The sequence below is a fragment of the Desulfonatronum zhilinae genome, from assembly GCF_900182865.1.
Lineage (GTDB): Bacteria > Desulfobacterota > Desulfovibrionia > Desulfovibrionales > Desulfonatronaceae > Desulfonatronum > Desulfonatronum lacustre.
In genome coordinates, this window is sequence record NZ_FXUJ01000016.1 from 87,829 (window position 1) to 106,303 (window position 18,475).

An 18,475-nucleotide genomic window follows, 5' to 3' on the forward strand; every position below is an offset into this window, starting at 1 on the left:
ACGGGGGCGTTGATGCTGAAAGTCTGGAGAAGCTTCCCGTAAAAAAACCTCCAAATCAGGTTGACGTTGGTATGGAAACACTTGATGTGGTGAGTCGGAAGGTCTTCGTGGCCAATGAGCTGGGACTGCATGCCCGTCCGGCGGCTCGTCTGGCCCGGGAGGCCCAAAAATATTCTTCGCGGATCACCCTGCTTTCTCAGGAGCAGGAGGTGGACGCCAAGAGCATTCTCGATCTGTTGACCCTGGCTTTGGGGCCGGGGTGCGCCGTGGAATTGAAGGCCCAGGGAGAGGACGCCCAATCCGCCTTGGAGCAGCTCGAACAGTTGTTTTTGAATCGTTTTGAAGAGGAGCGGTAGTGGCTCTCCAGATACTTCAAGGAATTCCCGTCTCCACCGGCATCGCCTTGGGACGGGCGTATTTCCTGAATCGCGGCAGGGCCCGCAACGTCCCGCGCCAGAACATTCCGGACGGCGAGGTGCAGGCCGAGCTGTCCCGCGTGGAGCAGGCCTTTTCGCAGGCTTTGGCCGAACTCGAGGACATTCAGGGCCGCGTGCCCGCGGAACTGTTGGAACACGCGCGGATCATCGACTCGCACATCATGATGCTCCAAGACCCCAAGCTGCTGGAGTCGGCCAAGACCTACATCCGGAACATGCAGTTGAATGCTGAGTGGGCCCTGGAAAAGGCCGTGGCAGACATTGAAACGGTTTTTCGCAGTATTGAGGACGCCTACATCCGGGAGCGAATCCAGGACGTGCGCCTGGTGGCGGGCCGGGTCCAGCAGCATCTGTTGGGCGAGTCCGGGAACAGCCTGCGGTCCATCAACACCCGGATCATTCTTCTGGCCCACGACCTCAGTCCGGCGGACACGGTGGAGCTGGAAGTGGGCAAGATCATGGCCTTTGCCACGGTCACCGGCGGCAAGACCTCGCACACCGGGATACTGGCCAGAGCCATGCAGATTCCAGCCATCGTCGGCACGGCCGATCTTGAGGAGTCCATCCAGGACGGGCAGTTGATCATCATCGACGGCCTGCAAGGGCGGATCATCATTGAGCCGGACGAGGAGGAGCTGGCCGGCTTCACGGACCTGAAATACCAGTTCGAGGAGTACCAGGCCGGAATCAACCGTTCCAGCCATCTGCCCGCGGAAACCATCGACGGATACCGGGTCAAGGTTTTCGCAAACATCGAGTTGCTGGAAGAGGTCTCCTCGGTGCTGGGCAACGGAGGCGAGGGGGTCGGCCTGTACCGCACTGAATATTCCTATCTGAACCGGCTCACGCTGCCGGACGAGGAACAGTTGCTGGAGGAATACCAGGACCTGGCCTCGATCATGTTTCCCGGCAAGGTGGTGCTTCGCACCCTGGATGTGGGCGCGGACAAGTTCATGAACCACTTCGGCGGCCTGGACGAGGCCAATCCGGCCCTGGGTCTGCGGGCGGTGCGATTCTGCCTGCACCATATGGATCTGTTTCGGGTCCAGTTGCGCGCGATATTGCGGGCCAGCGTCCACGAGAACATTTCATTGATGTTTCCCATGGTGTCCGGACTGGGCGAACTGCGCCAGGTCAAGTCCGTGCTGAACAGCGTGCGGATGGAGTTGAAGAAGGAAGGGTTGAAGTACAATCCGGAAATGCCCGTGGGGATCATGATTGAGCTGCCTTCAGCCATGATCACGGCGGATATTCTGGCCACGGAAGTGGACTTCTTCAGCATCGGGACCAACGACCTGATCCAATACAGCCTGGGCATCGACCGGACCAACTCCTTCGTCTCCTATCTGTACCAACCGCTGCATCCGGCCCTGGTCCGGATGATCAAGTACGTGGTGGACGCCGGGCATCGGGCCGGCATAGAGGTGAGCATCTGCGGGGAAATGGCCGCGGACCCCTACTGCATCCCGGTGCTCATGGGCATGCATGTGGACTGCCTGAGCATGAACCCCCAGGCCGTGCCGGTGATCAAGCACATCATTCGCCAGGCGACCATGGAGGAGTGCAAGGCCCTGCTCAAGGACGTCCTGGCCAGCAAAACCGTGGGACGGAACAACAAGCTGGTCAAGGACAGCATCTTCCGCCGCCACCCCAGTGAACTGATGTTCTATTCTTCCCTGCTGGACGAGGGGTACTGATGAAACCGAAAAGCGACGGGACCCGGCTGATCGCCCAGAACAAGAAAGCCCGCCACGAATACGAAATCCTGGAAACCCTGGAGGCCGGTCTGGCCCTGATGGGCTCGGAGGTGAAATCTCTGCGCGACGGCAAGGTCAGCTTCAAGGACGGGTACGTTCGGTTCACGGGCGGCGACCCGGTGCTGGTGGGCGTGCATATCGCCCCGTACGCCCACGCCGTGCATACCGGACACGAACCGGAGCGTCCGCGCAAACTGCTCCTGCACCGCCACCAGATCGACGCCTGGAGCGCCAAGACCGCCCAAAAGGGCCTGACCGTGGTGCCTCTGAAAATGTACTGGAAGGCCGGTCGGGCCAAAGTTGAGATCGGCTTGGCCCGGGGCAAAAAATACCACGACCAGCGCGAGGACCTCAAACGCCGGGCCATGGATCGAGATCTGGCCCGGGAGATGTGAGGGGGGAGTAGTATTCAGGAGTCAGAATTCAGAATTCAGAATTCAGAATGCTGGAATGCTGGAATGCTGGAATGCTGGGATGCTGGTAATTATACGCTTGACAAGGTTATTGCTCCGGACGATTTTTTCCTGACTCCTGACTCCTGACTCCTGACTCCTGACTCCTGACTCCTGACTCCTGACTCCTGACTCCTGACTCCTGACTTCCCTATGCCCTTGACATCCAGCCAACGCACCTTTCTTCGCGGTCAGTTTCCCGGTGATGACTATTTAGAGCAGCCGGAAGCGACCTGCGTGTACGGGACGGACGCCAGTCGGCGGTTTGCTTTGCCGTGGGCCGTGGTGCGTCCCCGGACGGCGGAGCAGGTCAAGGAGCTTTTGACCTGGGCGCACCGGGAAGAGATTCCGCTGTTTCCCCGGGCCAGGGGGACCAACGTGGTGGCCGGGTGCGTGCCCCAGGGCGGAGGGGTGGTGGTGTCCTGTCTGGCCATGGACCGGGTGGACATCCAGGAAGACGATTTCACGGCCGAGGTCCAGCCGGGGGTGGTCACCGGGGCTTTCCAGGCCCAGGTTCAGGACCGGGGGCTGTATTATCCTCCGGACCCGGCCAGCGTGCGCTTCTCCACCCTGGGCGGCAACGCGGCCACCTGTGCCGGAGGAATGCGGGCCGTGAAGTACGGCGTGACCCGGGACTACGTCCTGGGCATTGAGGCCGTGCTGCCAGGCGGAGAGTTGATCCACACCGGGGCCCGGACCCACAAGAACGTGGTCGGCCTGGATCTGACCCGCCTGCTGGTGGGCTCCGCCGGAACTCTGGCCTTTTTTACCAAACTGACTCTGAAGCTGCTGCCCCTGCCCCCGGCTCAGGCCTCGCTGATGGTCGGCTACCGGTCCCTGGACGACGCCCTGGCCGCGTCCCGGGCCGTGTTCCGGGCCGGGATTCTGCCCGTGGCCATGGAATTGATGCCTGAGGAGGTCCTGGACTGCGTGGCCCGGATTGCCGCGCCGCCCTGGAACGCGGCCACCAAGGCGGTCCTGCTGCTCAAATGCGACGGTCGCCCGGAAGGATTACGGGAAGAGTTGGCCCTGATCCGGAGCGCCCTGGAGGGACATGCTCCGGTCTTCGTGGAGGAGGGCCGGGACCCCGTGGCCGAGGAACGGCTCTGGGAGGCGCGACGCTTGATCAATCCGGCTTCCTTCCGCCTGGCCCCGGACAAGATCAGCGAAGACGTCTCTCTCCCCCGGGGCAAGGTGGCGGAGGGGATTCTTGGCATTCGGGGCATTGGTCGCGCCCTCGATTTGCCGATCCTGACCTTCGGTCACCTGGGCGACGGCAACATCCACGTGAACATCATGCACGACGCCTCGGATGAGAACCAGCAAGAGCATGCGTTCCAGGCCCGGGAAGCCGTGCTGGAACTGGTGCTCCGCCTGGGCGGCGTTCTTTCCGGAGAGCACGGCCTGGGCCTGACCAAGCGCGGCTGGCTGCATCGGCAGGTCGGCCCGGTGGAGCGCGGCCTGTTCTCCCTGATCAAACGCGCCTTCGATCCCAAGGGCATCATGAACCCGGGCAAGGCGTATTGAGTCTCCCGTTGTCCACACTCCTTCATAATTGCGCCAAGGCAGGTTTTTCCCGAGCCGCCGACGCTCTGGATCGAAATCGCAATCGAAATCGTGATCGTGATCGAAATCGATTTCTGGCGACTTTGCGATTTCGATTGCGATTTCGATTACGATGAGAGAAAAAAAACGTCACGCCAATACCGCGACACCATGCCCCACGGAGCCGGGGGCTTCGATGCGGCCGTGCATCCTTTGCGGCAAGTGTCTGGACGTGTGTCCGTTGTTCGCGGCCACGGGGCGAGAGGAGTTAAGCCCTCGGGGCAAGTCCTTTTTGATCCGCCAGGCATTGGAGGAGGGCAATCTCCATGATCCGGCCGCGGCCGGCAAGCTGCTGGGGCTGTGTCTGGGATGCGGTCGGTGCGCGGATGGTTGTCCCCAAGGCCGAAACCTGCCGGAACTGCTGCGGGAGGTGAAGGCCGGTCATCCGGGATGGCGGGCCTGGGTCTGGAAAACCTGGATCACCCAGGCTAGGCGTCTGTGGCCGCTGGCAGGCCGCTGGGCGGGGCTGTTTCCGGAACAACTCGGTGCCGGGATGATGGATGCGCCGCGGGCCATGGTGCGTCGGCCTTCTCGGGAGCGGACGTCCGGTGGCTTTGGGCGGGTTGCCGACGAAGCTGTTTTGCCCGGGAACACCGTGCTGTTCCCCGGATGCACGGCGCGATTCGCCAGACCCTGGTGGGTGGCGAACGCGGCGGGGATGCTGGGGATGGCGGGTGATGGATTGGACGGCTTTCCGGATTGGCAATGTTGCGGTTTTACCGTGGCTCAGGCAGGATTACCCGGTTTGAACGCCGAAATGCGGGCCCGGAACGTGCCCTTGTGGCGGGAACTGGGACGACCCAGGCTGCTCACCATCTGCGCCACCTGCACCACGGCCCTGCGCGGGTACGCGAAGGCGGCGGACCTGTTTCTCGACGATCGGGAACGGCTGTCTTGGGAAGCGGCCGTCCAGCCGTTGAGCGGCCTGCTCGTCTCGGAGAATTTTCGGTCCGTGGGAGGCGGAGAGGTTTTCTATCATCGCCCTTGTCACGCCCCGATCCCGGATCCGGATGAGGCTTTTTTGCGCGGCGTATTCGCGACACGATTGATTGCCGAGGCCGAAAACGCCTGCTGCGGGATGGGCGGCGTGATGCGACTCAGCGCGCCGGACCTGTCCTCCCAGGTCGCGGCCCGGTGCTGGAGCAAGTTGCCAGAGCAAAGTGAACTCACCGTGGCCACCGGATGCAGCGGGTGCGTGGTTCAACTTGCGGCCACGGCACCCCAAGGCATCGAGGTCGCGCACTGGTTGGAGCTGTTTGAAAGGTGATAGCGGTTACGGCCAGGAATCATCGAAATCGAAATCGTGATCGAAATCGATTTCTGGTAACTTTCCGATTGCGATCACTATCACGATTTCGATTTCGATACCGATCCAGAGTGCCCTTGCTTCGAGAACACAAATGCCCTGCGTCCAGGGCTTTCGAGGAATACTAAGGAGAAATGCATGTTCAATTTTATCGTCAAGAAAGTAATCGGCTCTAAAAATGAGCGATACCTGAAAAAGCTCAAGCCGATGGTGCAGACTATTAACGGCCACGAAGAACAGATGCGCGGCCTTGGGGACGACGACTTCCCGATCAAGGTTCGGGAGTGGAAGGAGCAGGTTCAGAACGGGCGCACCCTGGACGATCTGTTGCCCGAGACCTTCGCCTTGGTGCGCGAGGCTTCCTGGCGAGCCTTGAAGATGCGCCATTTTGACGCCCAGTTGATCGGCGGGATGGTGCTGCACCACGGGAAGATCGCCGAAATGAAGACCGGTGAGGGCAAGACCCTGGCCGCGACTCTGCCGGTGGTGCTCAACGCCCTGGCCGGAAAGGGCGTGCATGTGGTTACGGTCAACGATTATCTGGCCCGCCGCGATGCGGAGTGGATGGGGCAGATTTATCGTTTCCTGGGCCTGGAGGTCGGGGTGATTCTCCACGGATTGACCGACCCCGAGCGGCAAACGTCCTACAACGCCGACGTGACCTACGGCACGAATAACGAGTTCGGGTTCGATTATCTGCGGGACAACATGAAGTTCCGGATGGAGCACCTGGTTCAGCGGGACCTGTTTTTCGGGATCGTGGACGAGGTGGACTCCATCCTGATCGACGAGGCCCGGACACCGCTGATCATTTCCGGTCCGGCTGAGGATTCCACAGGGTTGTATATGCAGATCAACGCCCTGATTCCCAAGTTGAAGAAGGAAGAGCACTTCACGGTGGACGAGAAGCTGCGCGCCATTCTGCTCACGGACGAGGGGGTGATGCGCTGCGAGGAACTGCTCGGCCTGGAAAACCTCTATGATACGAAAAACATCCGCTTCCAGCACCACATCCTGCAGGCCCTCAAGGCCCATTATCTCTTCAAGCGGGACGTGGACTACATCGTGGGCGACGGGCAGGTGGTCATCGTGGACGAATTCACCGGCCGAACCATGCCCGGTCGCCGCTACAGCGACGGGCTGCACCAGGCCCTGGAAGCCAAGGAATACGTCAAGATTCAGGCCGAGAACCAGACCCTGGCCTCCATCACCTTCCAGAACTACTTCCGGATGTACGACAAGCTGGCCGGGATGACCGGGACCGCGGACACCGAGGCCGTGGAGTTCAAGGAAATCTACAATCTGGACGTGGCGTCCGTCCCCACCCATCGACCCATGGTCCGAGAAGATCACCCGGACATGATCTATAAGACCCAGGACGACAAGTACAAAGCCATCGCCCAGGAGATCAGCGACCTGCACCATAAGGGGCAGCCCGTCCTGGTGGGCACGGTGTCCATCGAAAAGTCCGAAATCGTGGCCAAGCTGCTCAAGCGCCACGGGGTTCCGCACAGCGTGCTCAATGCCAAGAACCACGAAAAAGAGGCCGAGATCGTGGCCCTGGCCGGTCATAGCGGGCAGGTGACCATTGCCACGAACATGGCCGGTCGCGGGACGGACATCGTTCTCGGCGAAGGCGTGGTGGACCTGGGAGGTTTGCACATCATCGGCACGGAGCGCCATGAAAGCCGACGTATCGACAATCAGTTGCGCGGACGGAGCGGACGTCAGGGCGATCCGGGCAGCTCTCGGTTCTACTTGGCCCTGGACGACGATCTGCTGCGGCTGTTCGGCTCGGACAAGATCGCGGGGTTGATGGGGCGGCTGGGATTGCAGGAAGGCGAGGCCATCGAGAACCGGATGGTCTCCCGGGCCATCGAAAACGCCCAGCGCAAAGTGGAAGCCCACAACTTCGAAATCCGCAAACAGTTGCTGGACTTCGACAACGTGATGAACCAGCAGCGGGAAGTCATCTACACCCAACGCCGGGAGATCATGGCCAGCAAGGACCTGGAAGAAATGGTCGAGTCCTTCGTGCAGGACCTGGTGGAGGACGTCTACACCCCGGTGCAGGACAAGGACGCTGACGACGAGGCCCGTCAGGAAGTCCGGACCCGGCTGGGCGAGATTTTCGGGCTGGGGCGGGTCCATCCCCTGCCTGATGACAAGCTGCCCAGTCAGGACGAAACCGTGGAGCTGATTCGGGGCGTGCTGGACAAGCTCAAGACCGACGCCCCGCAACACTACCTGGAGATTCTCCGCTATTTTCTGTTGGACAGCCTGGACCGGGACTGGAAAGAGCACCTGCTGAACATGGACGGCCTGCGCGACGGTATCGGCCTGCGCGGCTACGGCCAGAAAGACCCCAAGCAGGAGTACAAGCGCGAGGGCTTCGAGCTGTTCCAGACCATGCTGCACCTGATCAAGGAACATACCTTGCGCAATCTGTGTCACCTGCGCCTGAACGTTGTCCGGGAGGAACAGTTCCAGCACGAAGAGAAGCCCCAGAAACTGCAATACTCCGGCTCGGAGCAGCAAGCCCAGGCCAAACAACCCGTGCGCCGGGACCAGCCCAAGGTCGGCCGCAACGACCCCTGCCCCTGCGGCAGCGGCAAGAAACACAAGAAATGCTGCGGGGCCGCGGGGTAGCTGCAGCGCTCCGTCTTAACGATGAAAATGAGAAGAGAGGACATGAATGCCGTCGTTCGATATTGTGAGCAAAGTCGATCTCCAGGAAGTGGACAACGCCGTGAACAACGTTCGCAAGGAGCTGGACACACGGTTTGACTTCCGGAACGTGAAAACGGACCTGGATTTGAATCGCAAGGAAAAAGTTCTGCATGTGGTCACCGGGGATGAGATGAAAATGCGGGCCATCCAGGACCTGCTCAAGGTGCATTTCACCCGGCGCAAACTGGACCCCAGGAGCATGGAGTTTAAAGAGCTGGAAGCCACCAGTCAGGGCCGGGTAAAGATGGACATCCTGATCAAGGAAGGCATTTCCAAGGATACGGCCCAGAAGATCGTCAAACTGATCAAGGCGCAAAAGCTGAAGGTTCAGGCTGCGATCCAGGATGAGCAGGTTCGGGTCACCGGCAAGAAGATTGATGATTTGCAGGCCGTGATCAAGCTTATGGACGATCAGGAACTCGACGTACCCTTGCAGCACGTGAACATGAAAAGCTGAGAGATCGGAGCAGATCCATGCGCCCATCCAGCAACTGGACCATCCCCAATGTCATCACCATATTCCGGATCGTTCTCGTTCCGGTGTTCGTGATGATGTTCATTGATCAGCGGTTCGGCGCGGCGTTGCTGATTTTTCTGATCGCCGGAGTGAGCGACGGAGTGGACGGATTTTTGGCCCGGGTGCTCAAACAGCGGTCGCAACTCGGTGCCCTGCTGGACCCCATCGCGGACAAGCTGCTGCTGATCACGGCGTACTTCTGCCTCGGATTCGTGGGACTGCTGCCGAGCTGGTTGGCCGTGCTGGTCATCAGTCGGGACATGATGATCATCGGCGGCATGGCCCTGCTGCACTTCTGGGGCGTGGACGTCCGGTCGCGGATTCACCCGACGTGGTTGAGCAAGTTCAACACCTGCGGACAAATCGTGCTGATTGTCGCCGTTTTAACCAAGTACTCCTTTGCTCTGCCCTGGACGGGGTTGATTCAGCTTCTCGTGCTCACGGTCACCATGAGCACGGTGCTTTCCGGCGCGCACTATATTTATATAGGGTTAGGGCATTTTCCCGGGGAGGCGGAGAAGCGTGAAGAGTAGAGGCGCGGCGCACCGTGCCCCTACGGAGATGCGCTTCCTCTCTCGAGTTTTTTCTGAGTAGAGCGAGTTCAATTTTTTTGCGGGTAAAAAAAATTTTATTTTCCGTCAAAAAAATGATTTTTTTACTTGACAACTTTGTCCGGGCGGGCATAGAAGGTTTCCGACCTGACGAAGGTGGTCTTCGTTGCGGTATGGGTGGATACGATTTTTTTTCTTTGGGATCGCAAAAGGAGGAAGGTATGAAAAGATTAGTTTGTTTGGCCGTTTTGGTCGCGTTCATTCTCGGTACGGCGGGCATGGCTTCCGCCATCGAATTGAAGGCTAAAGGCTGGTGGCGGGTTCACTTCAATTACCTCGACAACTGGGATTTCGGCGCGATTCAGCAGAGTTCCGCCAATAAGGACCGCGCTGAGTATGATCGGTTTGATGCTCTGCAGCGGATGCGCACCCAGTTTGAATTCGTCGCCAATGAAAACCTCAAGGGCGTTTTGCAGATGGAAATCGGCAATGCCCGTTGGGGTGCCGATAATTTTGACCTTGGCGCAGGTGGACGAAGCAACAACATCAAGACCCGCTTCGCCTATCTTGACTTTAATTTCCCCGGTACCCCCGTCAATGTGAAGGCTGGACGTCAGCCTGTCGCTTTGCCGAGCACCATGGGATCTCACATCCTTGAATCCGAAGGCACCGGCGTCCTGGTCGGCGTTCCTTTTTCAGACATGGCTGGCCTGACGTTGGGCTGGGTCCGTGCTTTTAATCACGACACGGCCAACCCCGACGACATCACCAAGAAGTGGGATGATGAAGTTGATGCCTTCGTGGCCGTTGTGCCCGTGACCCTGGACGGCCTGAAGTTGAATCCCTTTGCCGCCTATACTCGCTGGGGCAAGGACTTCACCGGTACCGACAAGAATGCCAACATGATGCATTTTGGCTTGAATTTCGACGTGTCCATGCTCAATCCCATCGGCATCAAGGGTGATTTGAACTACGGGACCATGAAGTGGAACGACAAACCGAGCGTGAAGCAGTCTGGTTGGGTAGCCGTTCTGGCCGTGGATTATGCCATGGACATGATGACCCCCACTGTGTTCGGTTGGTACGAATCCGGTGAAGATAAAGACTTCGCCACCGGCGGCGACTCCAAGCGCATGCCCACGATTGAAACCTACGGCGGCGCTTTCGGCCCCGGCGTTGGCTTTGGTCAGCAGACAACCATGGCCGGTGACAGCTACTTCCGTTACATGCTGGCCGGGATGGAGTTCGCTGGAACGGGCAACTTGTGGGATGTTTGGCAGAACGCTGAGGGCGCGGTTGGTTCCGTGGCCTTGGGTGCCGGGCTGAAGAAAATTCAGTTCATTGACGGCGTCTCCCATGACCTGACTGCTTTCTTCATGAAGGGCACCAACCACAAAGACAACACCCATCTGTTCACCAAGGAAGACAACTACTGGGAAGTGACTTTCAACAACAGATGGCAGATGTATGAAAACTTGGCCCTGTTGGCTGAATTCGCCTACGCCAAGGTCAGCTTGGACGACCTGGGTACCCGTGGTGCCGACAGACGTAGCGATTGGTTCGACAAGGCTATGAAGCTCGGCAAGGTCGGCTTTATCTTCAACTTCTAGATCAGTATAGATCGTATTCACTCACCACCGCAAAAAAAAGCCGGGGCGTTCGCCCCGGCTTTTTTTTGGTGCGCCCTGCCGGGCGCAGCCATCACGCGACAATCCACATGGTGGAGACTTTTCAGGGATTTCTTGGAATGATAACCCCGTAACGACTTAGAACTTCAACAACTTCCGCCAGCGGCAGCCCGACCACGTTGGTGTAGGAGCCCTGGATGCGCTCCACCAGGCAGGCGGCCCGCTCCTGAATGCCGTAGGCCCCGGCCTTGTCCATGGGCTCTCCCGTGGCCACGTAGGCGGCCAGAACCTCCGGCCCGAAGTTTTGCATCCACACGGTGGTCCGCACGGCGAAGCTCTGTTCCTCGTCGTTTTTTGGGTACCGCAGACAACAGCCCGTAATCACCACATGCTCCCGCCCGGCCAGCCGTTCCAGCATGGCCAGGGCCTCCCGGGAATCCACCGGCTTGCCCAACACGTCCCCCCCCAGGACCACGATGGTGTCCGCGGCCAGCACCACGGCCCCCGGCTGAAACGCCGCAACTTCCCGCGCCTTGGCCTGGGCCGCGCCCAGAGCAAAGGCTTCTGGGTCGGTTCCGGGGATGAAGGCCGGTTCGGGAGCCAGGGCCGGGTGTACGGAAAAATCCAGTCCCAGGCCGACGAGGAGTTCTTTGCGTCGGGGCGAGCCGGAGGCCAGGACCAGGGGAGTCAGGGTGCGGAACATAGATTATTCTTGCTGCTCTTTGTGCCGTCCAGCCAGCAGGTCGATTGCGGGCTTGCCCTGGCTCGTCAACAAGGAGACCGCTTTTTTGTCGAAAGAAACAAATGTCTCGCCCCCCAGCCAGCTCCCCTCGTGGGCAATAACGCCGTCGGCGAAGTCGCCGCCGACTGCGAGCAAGGCTAACCCGGCTTCGACCGCCGGGCGGTTGAGTTCGGCATTTCTCGTATTGACCAAAGCTCGGATCGCGTCGGCAATATCGCCATCGGCGACGCCGTAGACCTTGCGCAACACCCAGACGAACTCACACAAAGTCGGAACGGGTATCGCGATCACGGCTGCGTCTTTCAGGATTTTTGTCGCAATCGCTGCTTGGTGTTTGTCGTCATGGACAACGCAGCGAACCAAGACGTTGGTGTCGGCGATGATCCTCATGGCCGTCCAGCCCAACCCTCGGTCGCTGCTTCACCGATTTCTTCTACCGTGGCCACCTTTTTGTTTGTTTTATTGGAGAGCAACCCGAGAAAAGCGTCTATGCCGTTGTTCGGTCGGGCGGCTCTGACCTCGATCCGTCCCCCCGGCAATTGATCGACTTCGATACTCTGGCCTGGCTCCACACCAAGGTGCTTGAGGATTCCTTTTCGAAGGATTACCTGTCCTTTCGTCGTTACAGTTAATGTTGTCATGCGTATTCCTCCGTATTTTTTACTTCTTTCGGCGATGCATTTCGGAGAGCGCTGATGATATGGGCGAGTTGCCTGTTGTCAGGTTTATTGTTGATTCGCCAGCAGGGCGTGGCGCAGCGTTTCATCCAGGGTGGGGTGGGCGAAGATCAGGTTTTCGGCCTGGGACCGACTCCAGCCTTGGCCGACCATGATCGTGGCTGCGGTGACCATGTGCAGCACGCCGTGACCCACGGCGCTGACGCTGATCACGGTGTCGTCGCGCCAGAGGACCTTGACCAGCCCGTGAGGCGCTGCCGCGGCCTGGGCCACGGGGTTGGCGGCGAGTTGGGCCTTGGATTCGGTGCAGGTCAAGCCCTTGGCCCGAGCCTCCTCCAGGGTGGGGCCGACCCGGAAAGCCTCCGGGTCGCCGTAGATGCAGAACGGGATGGGACCCGGCGCGTAGGGGCCGGATATTTTTCCGGCGGCATACCGGGCCGCGAACCGGCCCTGGTCCTCGGCGGCATGGGCCAGCAGGGGTCTGCCGTTGCAGTCGCCCACGGCAAAGATATGCTCGCTGAGCATCAGATTCTCGTCCACTTCCAAAGAGTTTTTTTTCATGGCCGGGAGCATCGCTTCCAGCCCCGGAAAGTGGGTGTTAGGCTTTCTGCCCACTGCCACCAGGACCTTGGATGCCGCTACGTCCTCTTCCGGGCCGAGACGGACGCGGACTCCTTCCGCCGTCCGTTCCAGGGCGGAGACGGTCGTGTTGGCCCGGACGGTCACGCCCTGGCGTTTGAGCATGGAGGCCAGTTGGGCGCTGATTTCCGGGTCTTCGGTGGGGGCGATGCGGTCGGCGGCTTCGATCAGCGTCACGGATGCGCCCATGCGCTGGAAAAACTGGGCCATTTCCAATCCGATGGCCCCGGCCCCGATCACGGCCAGGGACTCCGGGACCCTGCCCAGGTCCAAGGCGTGGTCCGAACTGAGCACGGCCTCGCCGTCCGGGGTCAGGATTTCCGGCCAGGCTGGAGACGAGCCCAGGGCCAGGATCAGGTGCTGAAAATCGATTCGGGTTTGGGCGGCGTCCTCGGACCGCACCAAGACCTGGGTCGGCCCGCAAAGTTCCGCTTCCCCGGAGATCAACCGTACTCCCGCCGTTTCCAGTGTTTTTGCCATGGCCTGGCGCATGGCCGCCAGCAGGGACGCCTTGCGTTTTTGCAGGGCCGCCATGTCCACGGTGAAGCTCCCCTGGCCCAGCCGCAGCCGTGACTGGGCCGCCATGGCCGGAATGGGGGCCGTGGCTCCGAGAAAGAGCTTGGTGGGAATGCAGCCCCGGTTCAGGCAGGTCCCGCCGAGCAGGTACCGTTCCACCAGCGCGGTGGACCTACCCAGGGCCGCGCTCTCCAGGGCCGCGGCATAGCCCGCCGGACCCCCGCCGATCACCAGGATGTCATATGCTTCCGACATGGATCACTCCCCGTACTCCTGACCTCAGGACAATCTGTTCTCACAATCCAAATCGCGATCGAAATCGGAATCGGAATCGGAATTGGAATTGAAAAAAGCGGCGCATCACCGCATGATTACGTCATCCTCTTGGACATGGCGCTCGATTTCGATCACGATTTCGATTTCAGACGGCCGCTGAGGATCGAGGCGAAATCTGCCTTGTACTCCTGACCGGATCAAACTTGAAAAAAATTCCGATACCAATCCACGAAGCGCTGAATGCCTACCCGCACCGGAGTGTTCGGGCGGTAGCCCAGGTCGCGCTCCAGGTCCGTGGTGTCGGCCCAGGTGGCCGGAACGTCGCCGGGCTGAAGCGGCAGGAGATTCATTTCGGCCTTTTTGCCCAGGGCCTCTTCCAGGGCCTCGATGAACTGGATCAGCTCCACCTGTTGGGAATTGCCGATGTTGTAGACCTTCCACGGGGCCGGAGACGAGGACGGGTCCGGTGCGGTTCCGTCCCAATCCGGGTTGCCCTGGGGCGCGCGATGGATCACCCGCAGCACGCCCTCGACGATGTCGTCCACGTAGGTGAAGTCGCGCTGCATTTGGCCGTGATTGAAGACGTCGATGGGGCGGCCTTCGAGAATGGCCTTGGTGAACAGGAACAGGGCCATGTCCGGACGGCCCCAGGGGCCGTACACGGTGAAGAAGCGCAGGCCCGTGGTGGGCAGTCCATACAGATAGCTGTAGGTGTGGGCCATCAGCTCGTTGGACTTCTTGCTGGCCGCGTAGAGGCTGATGGGGTGGTCCACGTTGTGGCTGGTGGAAAAGGGCATGGTCTGGTTCAGCCCGTAGACCGACGAACTGGAGGCGAAGGCGAAGTGCTCCACGGGATGATGACGGCAGGCTTCCAGCAGGTTCAGGAAGGCCAGGAAGTTGCTTTGCATGTAGGCGTGGGGATTGGTCAGGCTGTAGCGGACACCGGCCTGGGCCGCGTAGTGCATCACCCGGTCGAACTTCTCTTGCGCGAACAGGTTCACCAATCCCGATCCGTCCTCCAGGTTCATGCGCACGAAGCGGTAGCCCGGATGGACCGTGCTTTGGATCGTTCGGTTCAGGGCAATATCTGCCTCCGCGATGCCCGAGTGGGCCAGGCGGCCGAATTTGACCCGGATGTCGTAGTAGTCGTTGATATTGTCCAGGCCCACCACCTCGTGCCCCTGCTCCAGCAGGCGCAGGACGGTATGGAAGCCGATGAACCCGGCGGCGCCGGTGATCAGAACTTTCATGAACACGCTCCGTATTGGTGTTTTTGCCGGATACACATTCCGACTCGGATTCGGATGCGAACAGAGATGTAACAGAGATGCATCCCCGAGGTGCACCCCCGGCAAGGCACCTCGGTTTCTATCCTCTCGCCGTCCTCCTGTCATCTGGTTCTCCGACCTGTTATCCGAGACTTGCCATGGGGCCGAGGGATGAGTATTTGCCCTGCTCATTATGAGCAAAGATCTGATCATCGTTGAGTCACCGGCCAAGGTCAAAACCATCAAGAAGTTTCTTGGACCGGATTATGAGGTCAGCGCCTCGGTGGGACACGTTCGCGACCTGCCGAAGAAGGTGCTGGGGGTGGATGAAGCGGGCGATTTTGCCCCGGAATACGAGGTGATTCCCGGCAAGCAGAAGGTCGTCGGACAACTCAAGAAGCTGGCGGCCCAGGCGGACCAGATTTATCTCGCGCCGGACCCGGACCGGGAAGGCGAGGCCATCGCCTGGCATGTGGCCGAGCTGATCAAGGACGCCAATCCGCGGATCAAGCGGATCCAGTTCAATGAGATCACGGCCAGGGCCGTGCGCGAGGCCCTGGAGCACCCCAGGACCCTGAACCTGGATCTGTTCAACGCCCAGCAGGCCAGGCGGGTTCTGGACCGTTTGGTGGGATACAAGCTTTCGCCGCTGCTCTGGCAAAAGGTCAAGCGCGGCATCTCCGCGGGTCGGGTTCAGTCCGTGGCCTTGCGCCTGATCGTGGACCGGGAGCGGGAGCGTCAGGTTTTCGAGCCCAAGGAATACTGGGTCTTCAAGGTCAAACTGGCGGACCAGAGCGCCGCGGTGATCGAGGCTGATCTGTGGAAGGTGGGCGGCAAGAAGCCGGACATCGGCTCCGCGGACCAGGCCGGGGAGCTGGAGGCCGCAGTGTCCCAGGCGCCCTTTGTGGTGGAGTCCGTGGATGAAAAGGAACGGCAGCGTCAGTCCGGCCCGCCCTTCATCACCTCCACTCTGCAACAGGAAGCCAGCCGCCGCTTTTCCTATCCGGCCAAACGGACCATGTCCCTGGCCCAGCGCCTGTACGAGGGCGTGGAGTTGGGGGACCGGGGCATCCAGGCCCTGATCACCTATATGCGGACCGACTCGGTGCGCACCTCGCCGGATGCGATCAAGGACGTGCGCAAGCTGATCCTGGAATCCTACGGGCCGGACTCTTGCCCGGAAAAGGAACGCTATTTCAAGTCCCGTAAATCGGCCCAGGAAGCCCACGAAGCCATCCGGCCCGTGGACGTGACCCTGACCCCGGAAATGCTCCAGGCCTATCTGCCCCGGGACATGTACCAGCTCTACAAGTTGATCTGGACCCGCTTCGTGGCCTCGCAGATGAGCCCGGCCCGGTTCTGGGACACCACCATCACCGTGGCCGCGGCCCACACCCAGTGGCGGGCCAAGGGCGAGCGGCTGATTTTTCCCGGCTATCTCAAGGTCTATGGCGGAGGGGAGGCGGAGAAGAACCAGGAACTGCCCACGCTGACCCCGAAGCAGGAACTGCGGCTCCAGGAGCTGCTCAAGGAACAAAAGTTCACCCAGCCGTCGCCGCGCTATAGCGAGGCCTCGCTGATCCGGGAGCTGGAAGAAAAGGGCATCGGTCGGCCCTCCACCTACGCCCAGATCATCTCCACCCTGCTGGACCGGGAGTACGTCACCCAGGAAGAGCGCCACTTCGTGCCCCTGGAGCTGGGCTACGTGGTCACGGACCAACTGACCGCGCATTTCACCCGGCTGATGGACGTGGATTTCACGGCCCAGATGGAAGAATCCCTGGACCAGGTGGCCGAGGGCAGCCAGGACTGGGTGGAGCTGATGCGCGGCTTCACCGGGGAATTCTATCCCGTCCTGGACAAGGCCAAGAAGGACATGGCCGCCGTGAAAGGGGGGATCGACGCCGGAATGCCCTGCCCGGAGTGCGCCAAACCCCTGGTGATCAAGTTCGGCAAGGCCGGGGCCTTTCTGGCCTGCTCCGGGTACCCGGATTGTTCGTTCACCGGCAACTTCACCCGGGACGAGTCCGGAAAGATCAAGACCATCGAGAAGCTGCCCAGGGAAGAAGCGGTCAAGGTCGGCACCTGCCCGGACTGCGGCGGGGACGTGGTCCTGAAAAAGGCCCGCACCGGCAGCCGGTTCTATGCCTGCGCCTCCTACCCCAAGTGCAAGTACACCAAGTCCTACTCCACGGGAGTCGCCTGCCCCGCGGCAGGGTGTACCGGCGAACTGGTGGAGCGCAGTTCGCGCTTCGGCAAGATGTTCTTCTCGTGCAGCCGCTACCCGGACTGCACCACGGCCATGCCCGCCCCTCCGGTGCCTCAGCCCTGCCCCAAGTGCGACTTCCCGATCATGCTCCGCCGCCACACGGAAAAGCGCGGCAACTACCTGTCCTGCCCGGTCAAGGAGTGCCGCCACTTCATCCCGGTGGCCGAGGACTTCGAGGAAACCGAGGGCCCGCTCCCGGACTTTTTCGAACCCACGCCCAAGAAGGCCGCAACCAAGGCTGCCGACAAAGCCGCCTCAAAAGCTGCTACAAAAACTCCCTCGGATTCAACCAAACCGGCTCCGAAACGGACGACAGCCAAGAAAACCACGACTAAAAAGCCCGCGGCCAAGAAAACCACCCGGGCCAAGAAGACCGAGTAGATGGGGGTGATCTTCCTTTTTCAGTATAACATTGCCCAACCCGCCTTGATCCCTCATGCCCAAAATGCAATACCCGCCATCTGAACGGCTCGAAGTCTTGCGCCACGCCTATCTGGGCCTCTATCAACTGGCATCACGGATGCTGTTTGAAAAATATACAGAGTTTATTGACGTTTACGCCCAGGTACAGCCGGAAGAACAAGAGACCATCTGCGCCGACATCATGGAAAACGAGGAGACCGCCATGCTCGCACAATACATCAAGAATCTTGGCCGTGACGAAGGCCGCGTCGAAGGACGTGTCGAAGGCGAATTTGTAGGTGAGGTAAAAGGCCGCCAAGCCATTGTCCAACGCCTCTTCACCAAACGCTTCGGCAAAAGCATCACGGACATGGACGTTCAGGAACGCCTCCGCAAAGCCACGCCTGAACAACTTGACCTCTGGGCCGAACGAATCCTGGACGCCAAGAACGTTGACGAGGTGTTCAAGGACAATTGGTTCTTCGACGTTTAATGTGGAATTGACTGACCACAATCTGTTTAGGTAGCCCTCTCCGCAGGAGGGCTTGCCATGTTTGCTGAAGAAATTTTTGCCTTGGGCCTGGGCCTTACGCCGCCTTGGAAAGTTAGGTTCTTCGACGTTGGACGTGGAAATGCTATGGAACGAGTAGTTCCCTGATGGGTGCTCCGATCAGGTAGATCACAGTGATGAATGTCATCTCGT

The 18,475-nt window shown here is 60.2% G+C and carries 16 protein-coding genes; 11 read left to right on the forward strand and 5 right to left on the reverse strand.

From position 1 onward, the window contains the following. Positions 1 to 71 precede the first annotated feature (71 nt). The 9 genes from AC559A_RS13265 to AC559A_RS13305 all read left to right on the forward strand — a co-directional run bounded on the left by AC559A_RS13265 (position 72) and on the right by AC559A_RS13305 (position 10,965). Positions 72 to 356 (forward strand): HPr family phosphocarrier protein, encoded by a 285-nt coding sequence (locus AC559A_RS13265; RefSeq protein ID WP_028573453.1) that lies wholly within the window; start codon positions 72 to 74, stop codon positions 354 to 356. Then, the gene (gene ptsP, locus AC559A_RS13270) at positions 356 to 2,134 is read left to right on the forward strand and encodes a phosphoenolpyruvate--protein phosphotransferase (protein ID WP_498818275.1); all 1,779 of its coding nucleotides are present in this window, start codon (positions 356 to 358) and stop codon (positions 2,132 to 2,134) included. The genes AC559A_RS13265 and ptsP overlap by 1 nt, the downstream gene beginning before the upstream one ends. Further along, the gene (gene smpB, locus AC559A_RS13275; protein ID WP_028573455.1) at positions 2,134 to 2,589 is read left to right on the forward strand and encodes an SsrA-binding protein SmpB; all 456 of its coding nucleotides are present in this window, start codon (positions 2,134 to 2,136) and stop codon (positions 2,587 to 2,589) included. The genes ptsP and smpB overlap by 1 nt, the downstream gene beginning before the upstream one ends. 210 nt (positions 2,590 to 2,799) lie before the next feature. Further along, complete coding sequence (locus AC559A_RS13280; RefSeq protein WP_498818276.1) at positions 2,800 to 4,173, forward strand: FAD-binding oxidoreductase; 1,374 nt, start codon at positions 2,800 to 2,802, stop codon at positions 4,171 to 4,173. A gap of 214 nt (positions 4,174 to 4,387) precedes the next feature. Next, a complete protein-coding gene (locus tag AC559A_RS13285) occupies positions 4,388 to 5,518 on the forward strand; it encodes a (Fe-S)-binding protein (RefSeq protein WP_498818277.1) in 1,131 nt (376 codons plus the stop codon). 177 nt (positions 5,519 to 5,695) lie between these two features. Further along, the gene (secA, locus tag AC559A_RS13290) at positions 5,696 to 8,206 is read left to right on the forward strand and encodes a preprotein translocase subunit SecA (RefSeq protein WP_028573457.1); all 2,511 of its coding nucleotides are present in this window, start codon (positions 5,696 to 5,698) and stop codon (positions 8,204 to 8,206) included. A gap of 46 nt (positions 8,207 to 8,252) precedes the next feature. Then, the gene (locus AC559A_RS13295) at positions 8,253 to 8,744 is read left to right on the forward strand and encodes a YajQ family cyclic di-GMP-binding protein (protein WP_498818278.1); all 492 of its coding nucleotides are present in this window, start codon (positions 8,253 to 8,255) and stop codon (positions 8,742 to 8,744) included. A gap of 17 nt (positions 8,745 to 8,761) precedes the next feature. Beyond that, on the forward strand, positions 8,762 to 9,337 hold the full coding sequence (locus AC559A_RS13300; protein WP_028573459.1) for a CDP-alcohol phosphatidyltransferase family protein: 576 nt from the start codon (positions 8,762 to 8,764) through the stop codon (positions 9,335 to 9,337). Between the two features lie 239 nt (positions 9,338 to 9,576). After that, positions 9,577 to 10,965: an outer membrane homotrimeric porin gene (locus AC559A_RS13305; protein ID WP_498818279.1), complete on the forward strand. Its 1,389-nt coding sequence runs from the start codon at positions 9,577 to 9,579 to the stop codon at positions 10,963 to 10,965. Between the two features lie 121 nt (positions 10,966 to 11,086). Here the strand turns inward: AC559A_RS13305 and AC559A_RS13310 are convergent, their stop codons facing one another. The 5 genes from AC559A_RS13310 to AC559A_RS13330 all read right to left on the reverse strand — a co-directional run bounded on the left by AC559A_RS13310 (position 11,087) and on the right by AC559A_RS13330 (position 15,083). Next, positions 11,087 to 11,686: a Maf family protein gene (locus tag AC559A_RS13310; protein WP_498818280.1), complete on the reverse strand. Its 600-nt coding sequence runs from the start codon at positions 11,684 to 11,686 to the stop codon at positions 11,087 to 11,089. Positions 11,687 to 11,689: 3 nt separating this feature from the next. Continuing rightward, a complete protein-coding gene (locus AC559A_RS13315; protein ID WP_498818281.1) occupies positions 11,690 to 12,115 on the reverse strand; it encodes a type II toxin-antitoxin system VapC family toxin in 426 nt (141 codons plus the stop codon). Next, positions 12,112 to 12,366: an AbrB/MazE/SpoVT family DNA-binding domain-containing protein gene (locus AC559A_RS13320; RefSeq protein ID WP_498818282.1), complete on the reverse strand. Its 255-nt coding sequence runs from the start codon at positions 12,364 to 12,366 to the stop codon at positions 12,112 to 12,114. Before AC559A_RS13320 ends, AC559A_RS13315 begins: the two co-directional genes overlap by 4 nt. An 84-nt stretch (positions 12,367 to 12,450) precedes the next feature. After that, positions 12,451 to 13,812 carry a dihydrolipoyl dehydrogenase family protein gene (locus AC559A_RS13325; protein ID WP_498818283.1) on the reverse strand — a complete coding sequence of 454 codons (1,362 nt, stop codon included), beginning with the start codon at positions 13,810 to 13,812 and terminating at the stop codon, positions 12,451 to 12,453. Between the two features lie 218 nt (positions 13,813 to 14,030). Beyond that, on the reverse strand, positions 14,031 to 15,083 hold the full coding sequence (locus tag AC559A_RS13330; RefSeq protein WP_498818284.1) for an NAD-dependent epimerase: 1,053 nt from the start codon (positions 15,081 to 15,083) through the stop codon (positions 14,031 to 14,033). 211 nt (positions 15,084 to 15,294) lie between these two features. Between AC559A_RS13330 and topA the strand changes: the two genes are divergently transcribed. Both topA and AC559A_RS13340 read left to right on the forward strand, forming a co-directional pair. After that, positions 15,295 to 17,751, forward strand: coding sequence for a type I DNA topoisomerase (gene topA, locus AC559A_RS13335; protein WP_498818285.1), 2,457 nt, complete (start codon positions 15,295 to 15,297; stop codon positions 17,749 to 17,751). 55 nt (positions 17,752 to 17,806) lie between these two features. Next, the gene (locus tag AC559A_RS13340; protein ID WP_498818286.1) at positions 17,807 to 18,265 is read left to right on the forward strand and encodes a DUF4351 domain-containing protein; all 459 of its coding nucleotides are present in this window, start codon (positions 17,807 to 17,809) and stop codon (positions 18,263 to 18,265) included. Positions 18,266 to 18,475 lie beyond the last annotated feature (210 nt).

Coding starts and splice junctions, on each gene's coding strand:
- AC559A_RS13295 (WP_498818278.1), top strand. CDS start 8,253: ATGCCGTCGTTCGATATTGTGAGCAAAGTCGATCTCCAGGAAGTGGAC.
- AC559A_RS13305 (WP_498818279.1), top strand. CDS start 9,577: ATGAAAAGATTAGTTTGTTTGGCCGTTTTGGTCGCGTTCATTCTCGGT.
- smpB (WP_028573455.1), top strand. CDS start 2,134: ATGAAACCGAAAAGCGACGGGACCCGGCTGATCGCCCAGAACAAGAAA.
- AC559A_RS13280 (WP_498818276.1), top strand. CDS start 2,800: ATGCCCTTGACATCCAGCCAACGCACCTTTCTTCGCGGTCAGTTTCCC.
- AC559A_RS13315 (WP_498818281.1), bottom strand. CDS start 12,115: ATGAGGATCATCGCCGACACCAACGTCTTGGTTCGCTGCGTTGTCCAT.
- AC559A_RS13265 (WP_028573453.1), top strand. CDS start 72: ATGGAAACACTTGATGTGGTGAGTCGGAAGGTCTTCGTGGCCAATGAG.
- AC559A_RS13320 (WP_498818282.1), bottom strand. CDS start 12,366: ATGACAACATTAACTGTAACGACGAAAGGACAGGTAATCCTTCGAAAA.
- AC559A_RS13300 (WP_028573459.1), top strand. CDS start 8,762: ATGCGCCCATCCAGCAACTGGACCATCCCCAATGTCATCACCATATTC.
- AC559A_RS13330 (WP_498818284.1), bottom strand. CDS start 15,083: ATGAAAGTTCTGATCACCGGCGCCGCCGGGTTCATCGGCTTCCATACC.
- AC559A_RS13310 (WP_498818280.1), bottom strand. CDS start 11,686: ATGTTCCGCACCCTGACTCCCCTGGTCCTGGCCTCCGGCTCGCCCCGA.
- AC559A_RS13340 (WP_498818286.1), top strand. CDS start 17,807: ATGCCCAAAATGCAATACCCGCCATCTGAACGGCTCGAAGTCTTGCGC.
- secA (WP_028573457.1), top strand. CDS start 5,696: ATGTTCAATTTTATCGTCAAGAAAGTAATCGGCTCTAAAAATGAGCGA.
- topA (WP_498818285.1), top strand. CDS start 15,295: ATGAGCAAAGATCTGATCATCGTTGAGTCACCGGCCAAGGTCAAAACC.
- AC559A_RS13325 (WP_498818283.1), bottom strand. CDS start 13,812: ATGTCGGAAGCATATGACATCCTGGTGATCGGCGGGGGTCCGGCGGGC.
- AC559A_RS13285 (WP_498818277.1), top strand. CDS start 4,388: ATGCGGCCGTGCATCCTTTGCGGCAAGTGTCTGGACGTGTGTCCGTTG.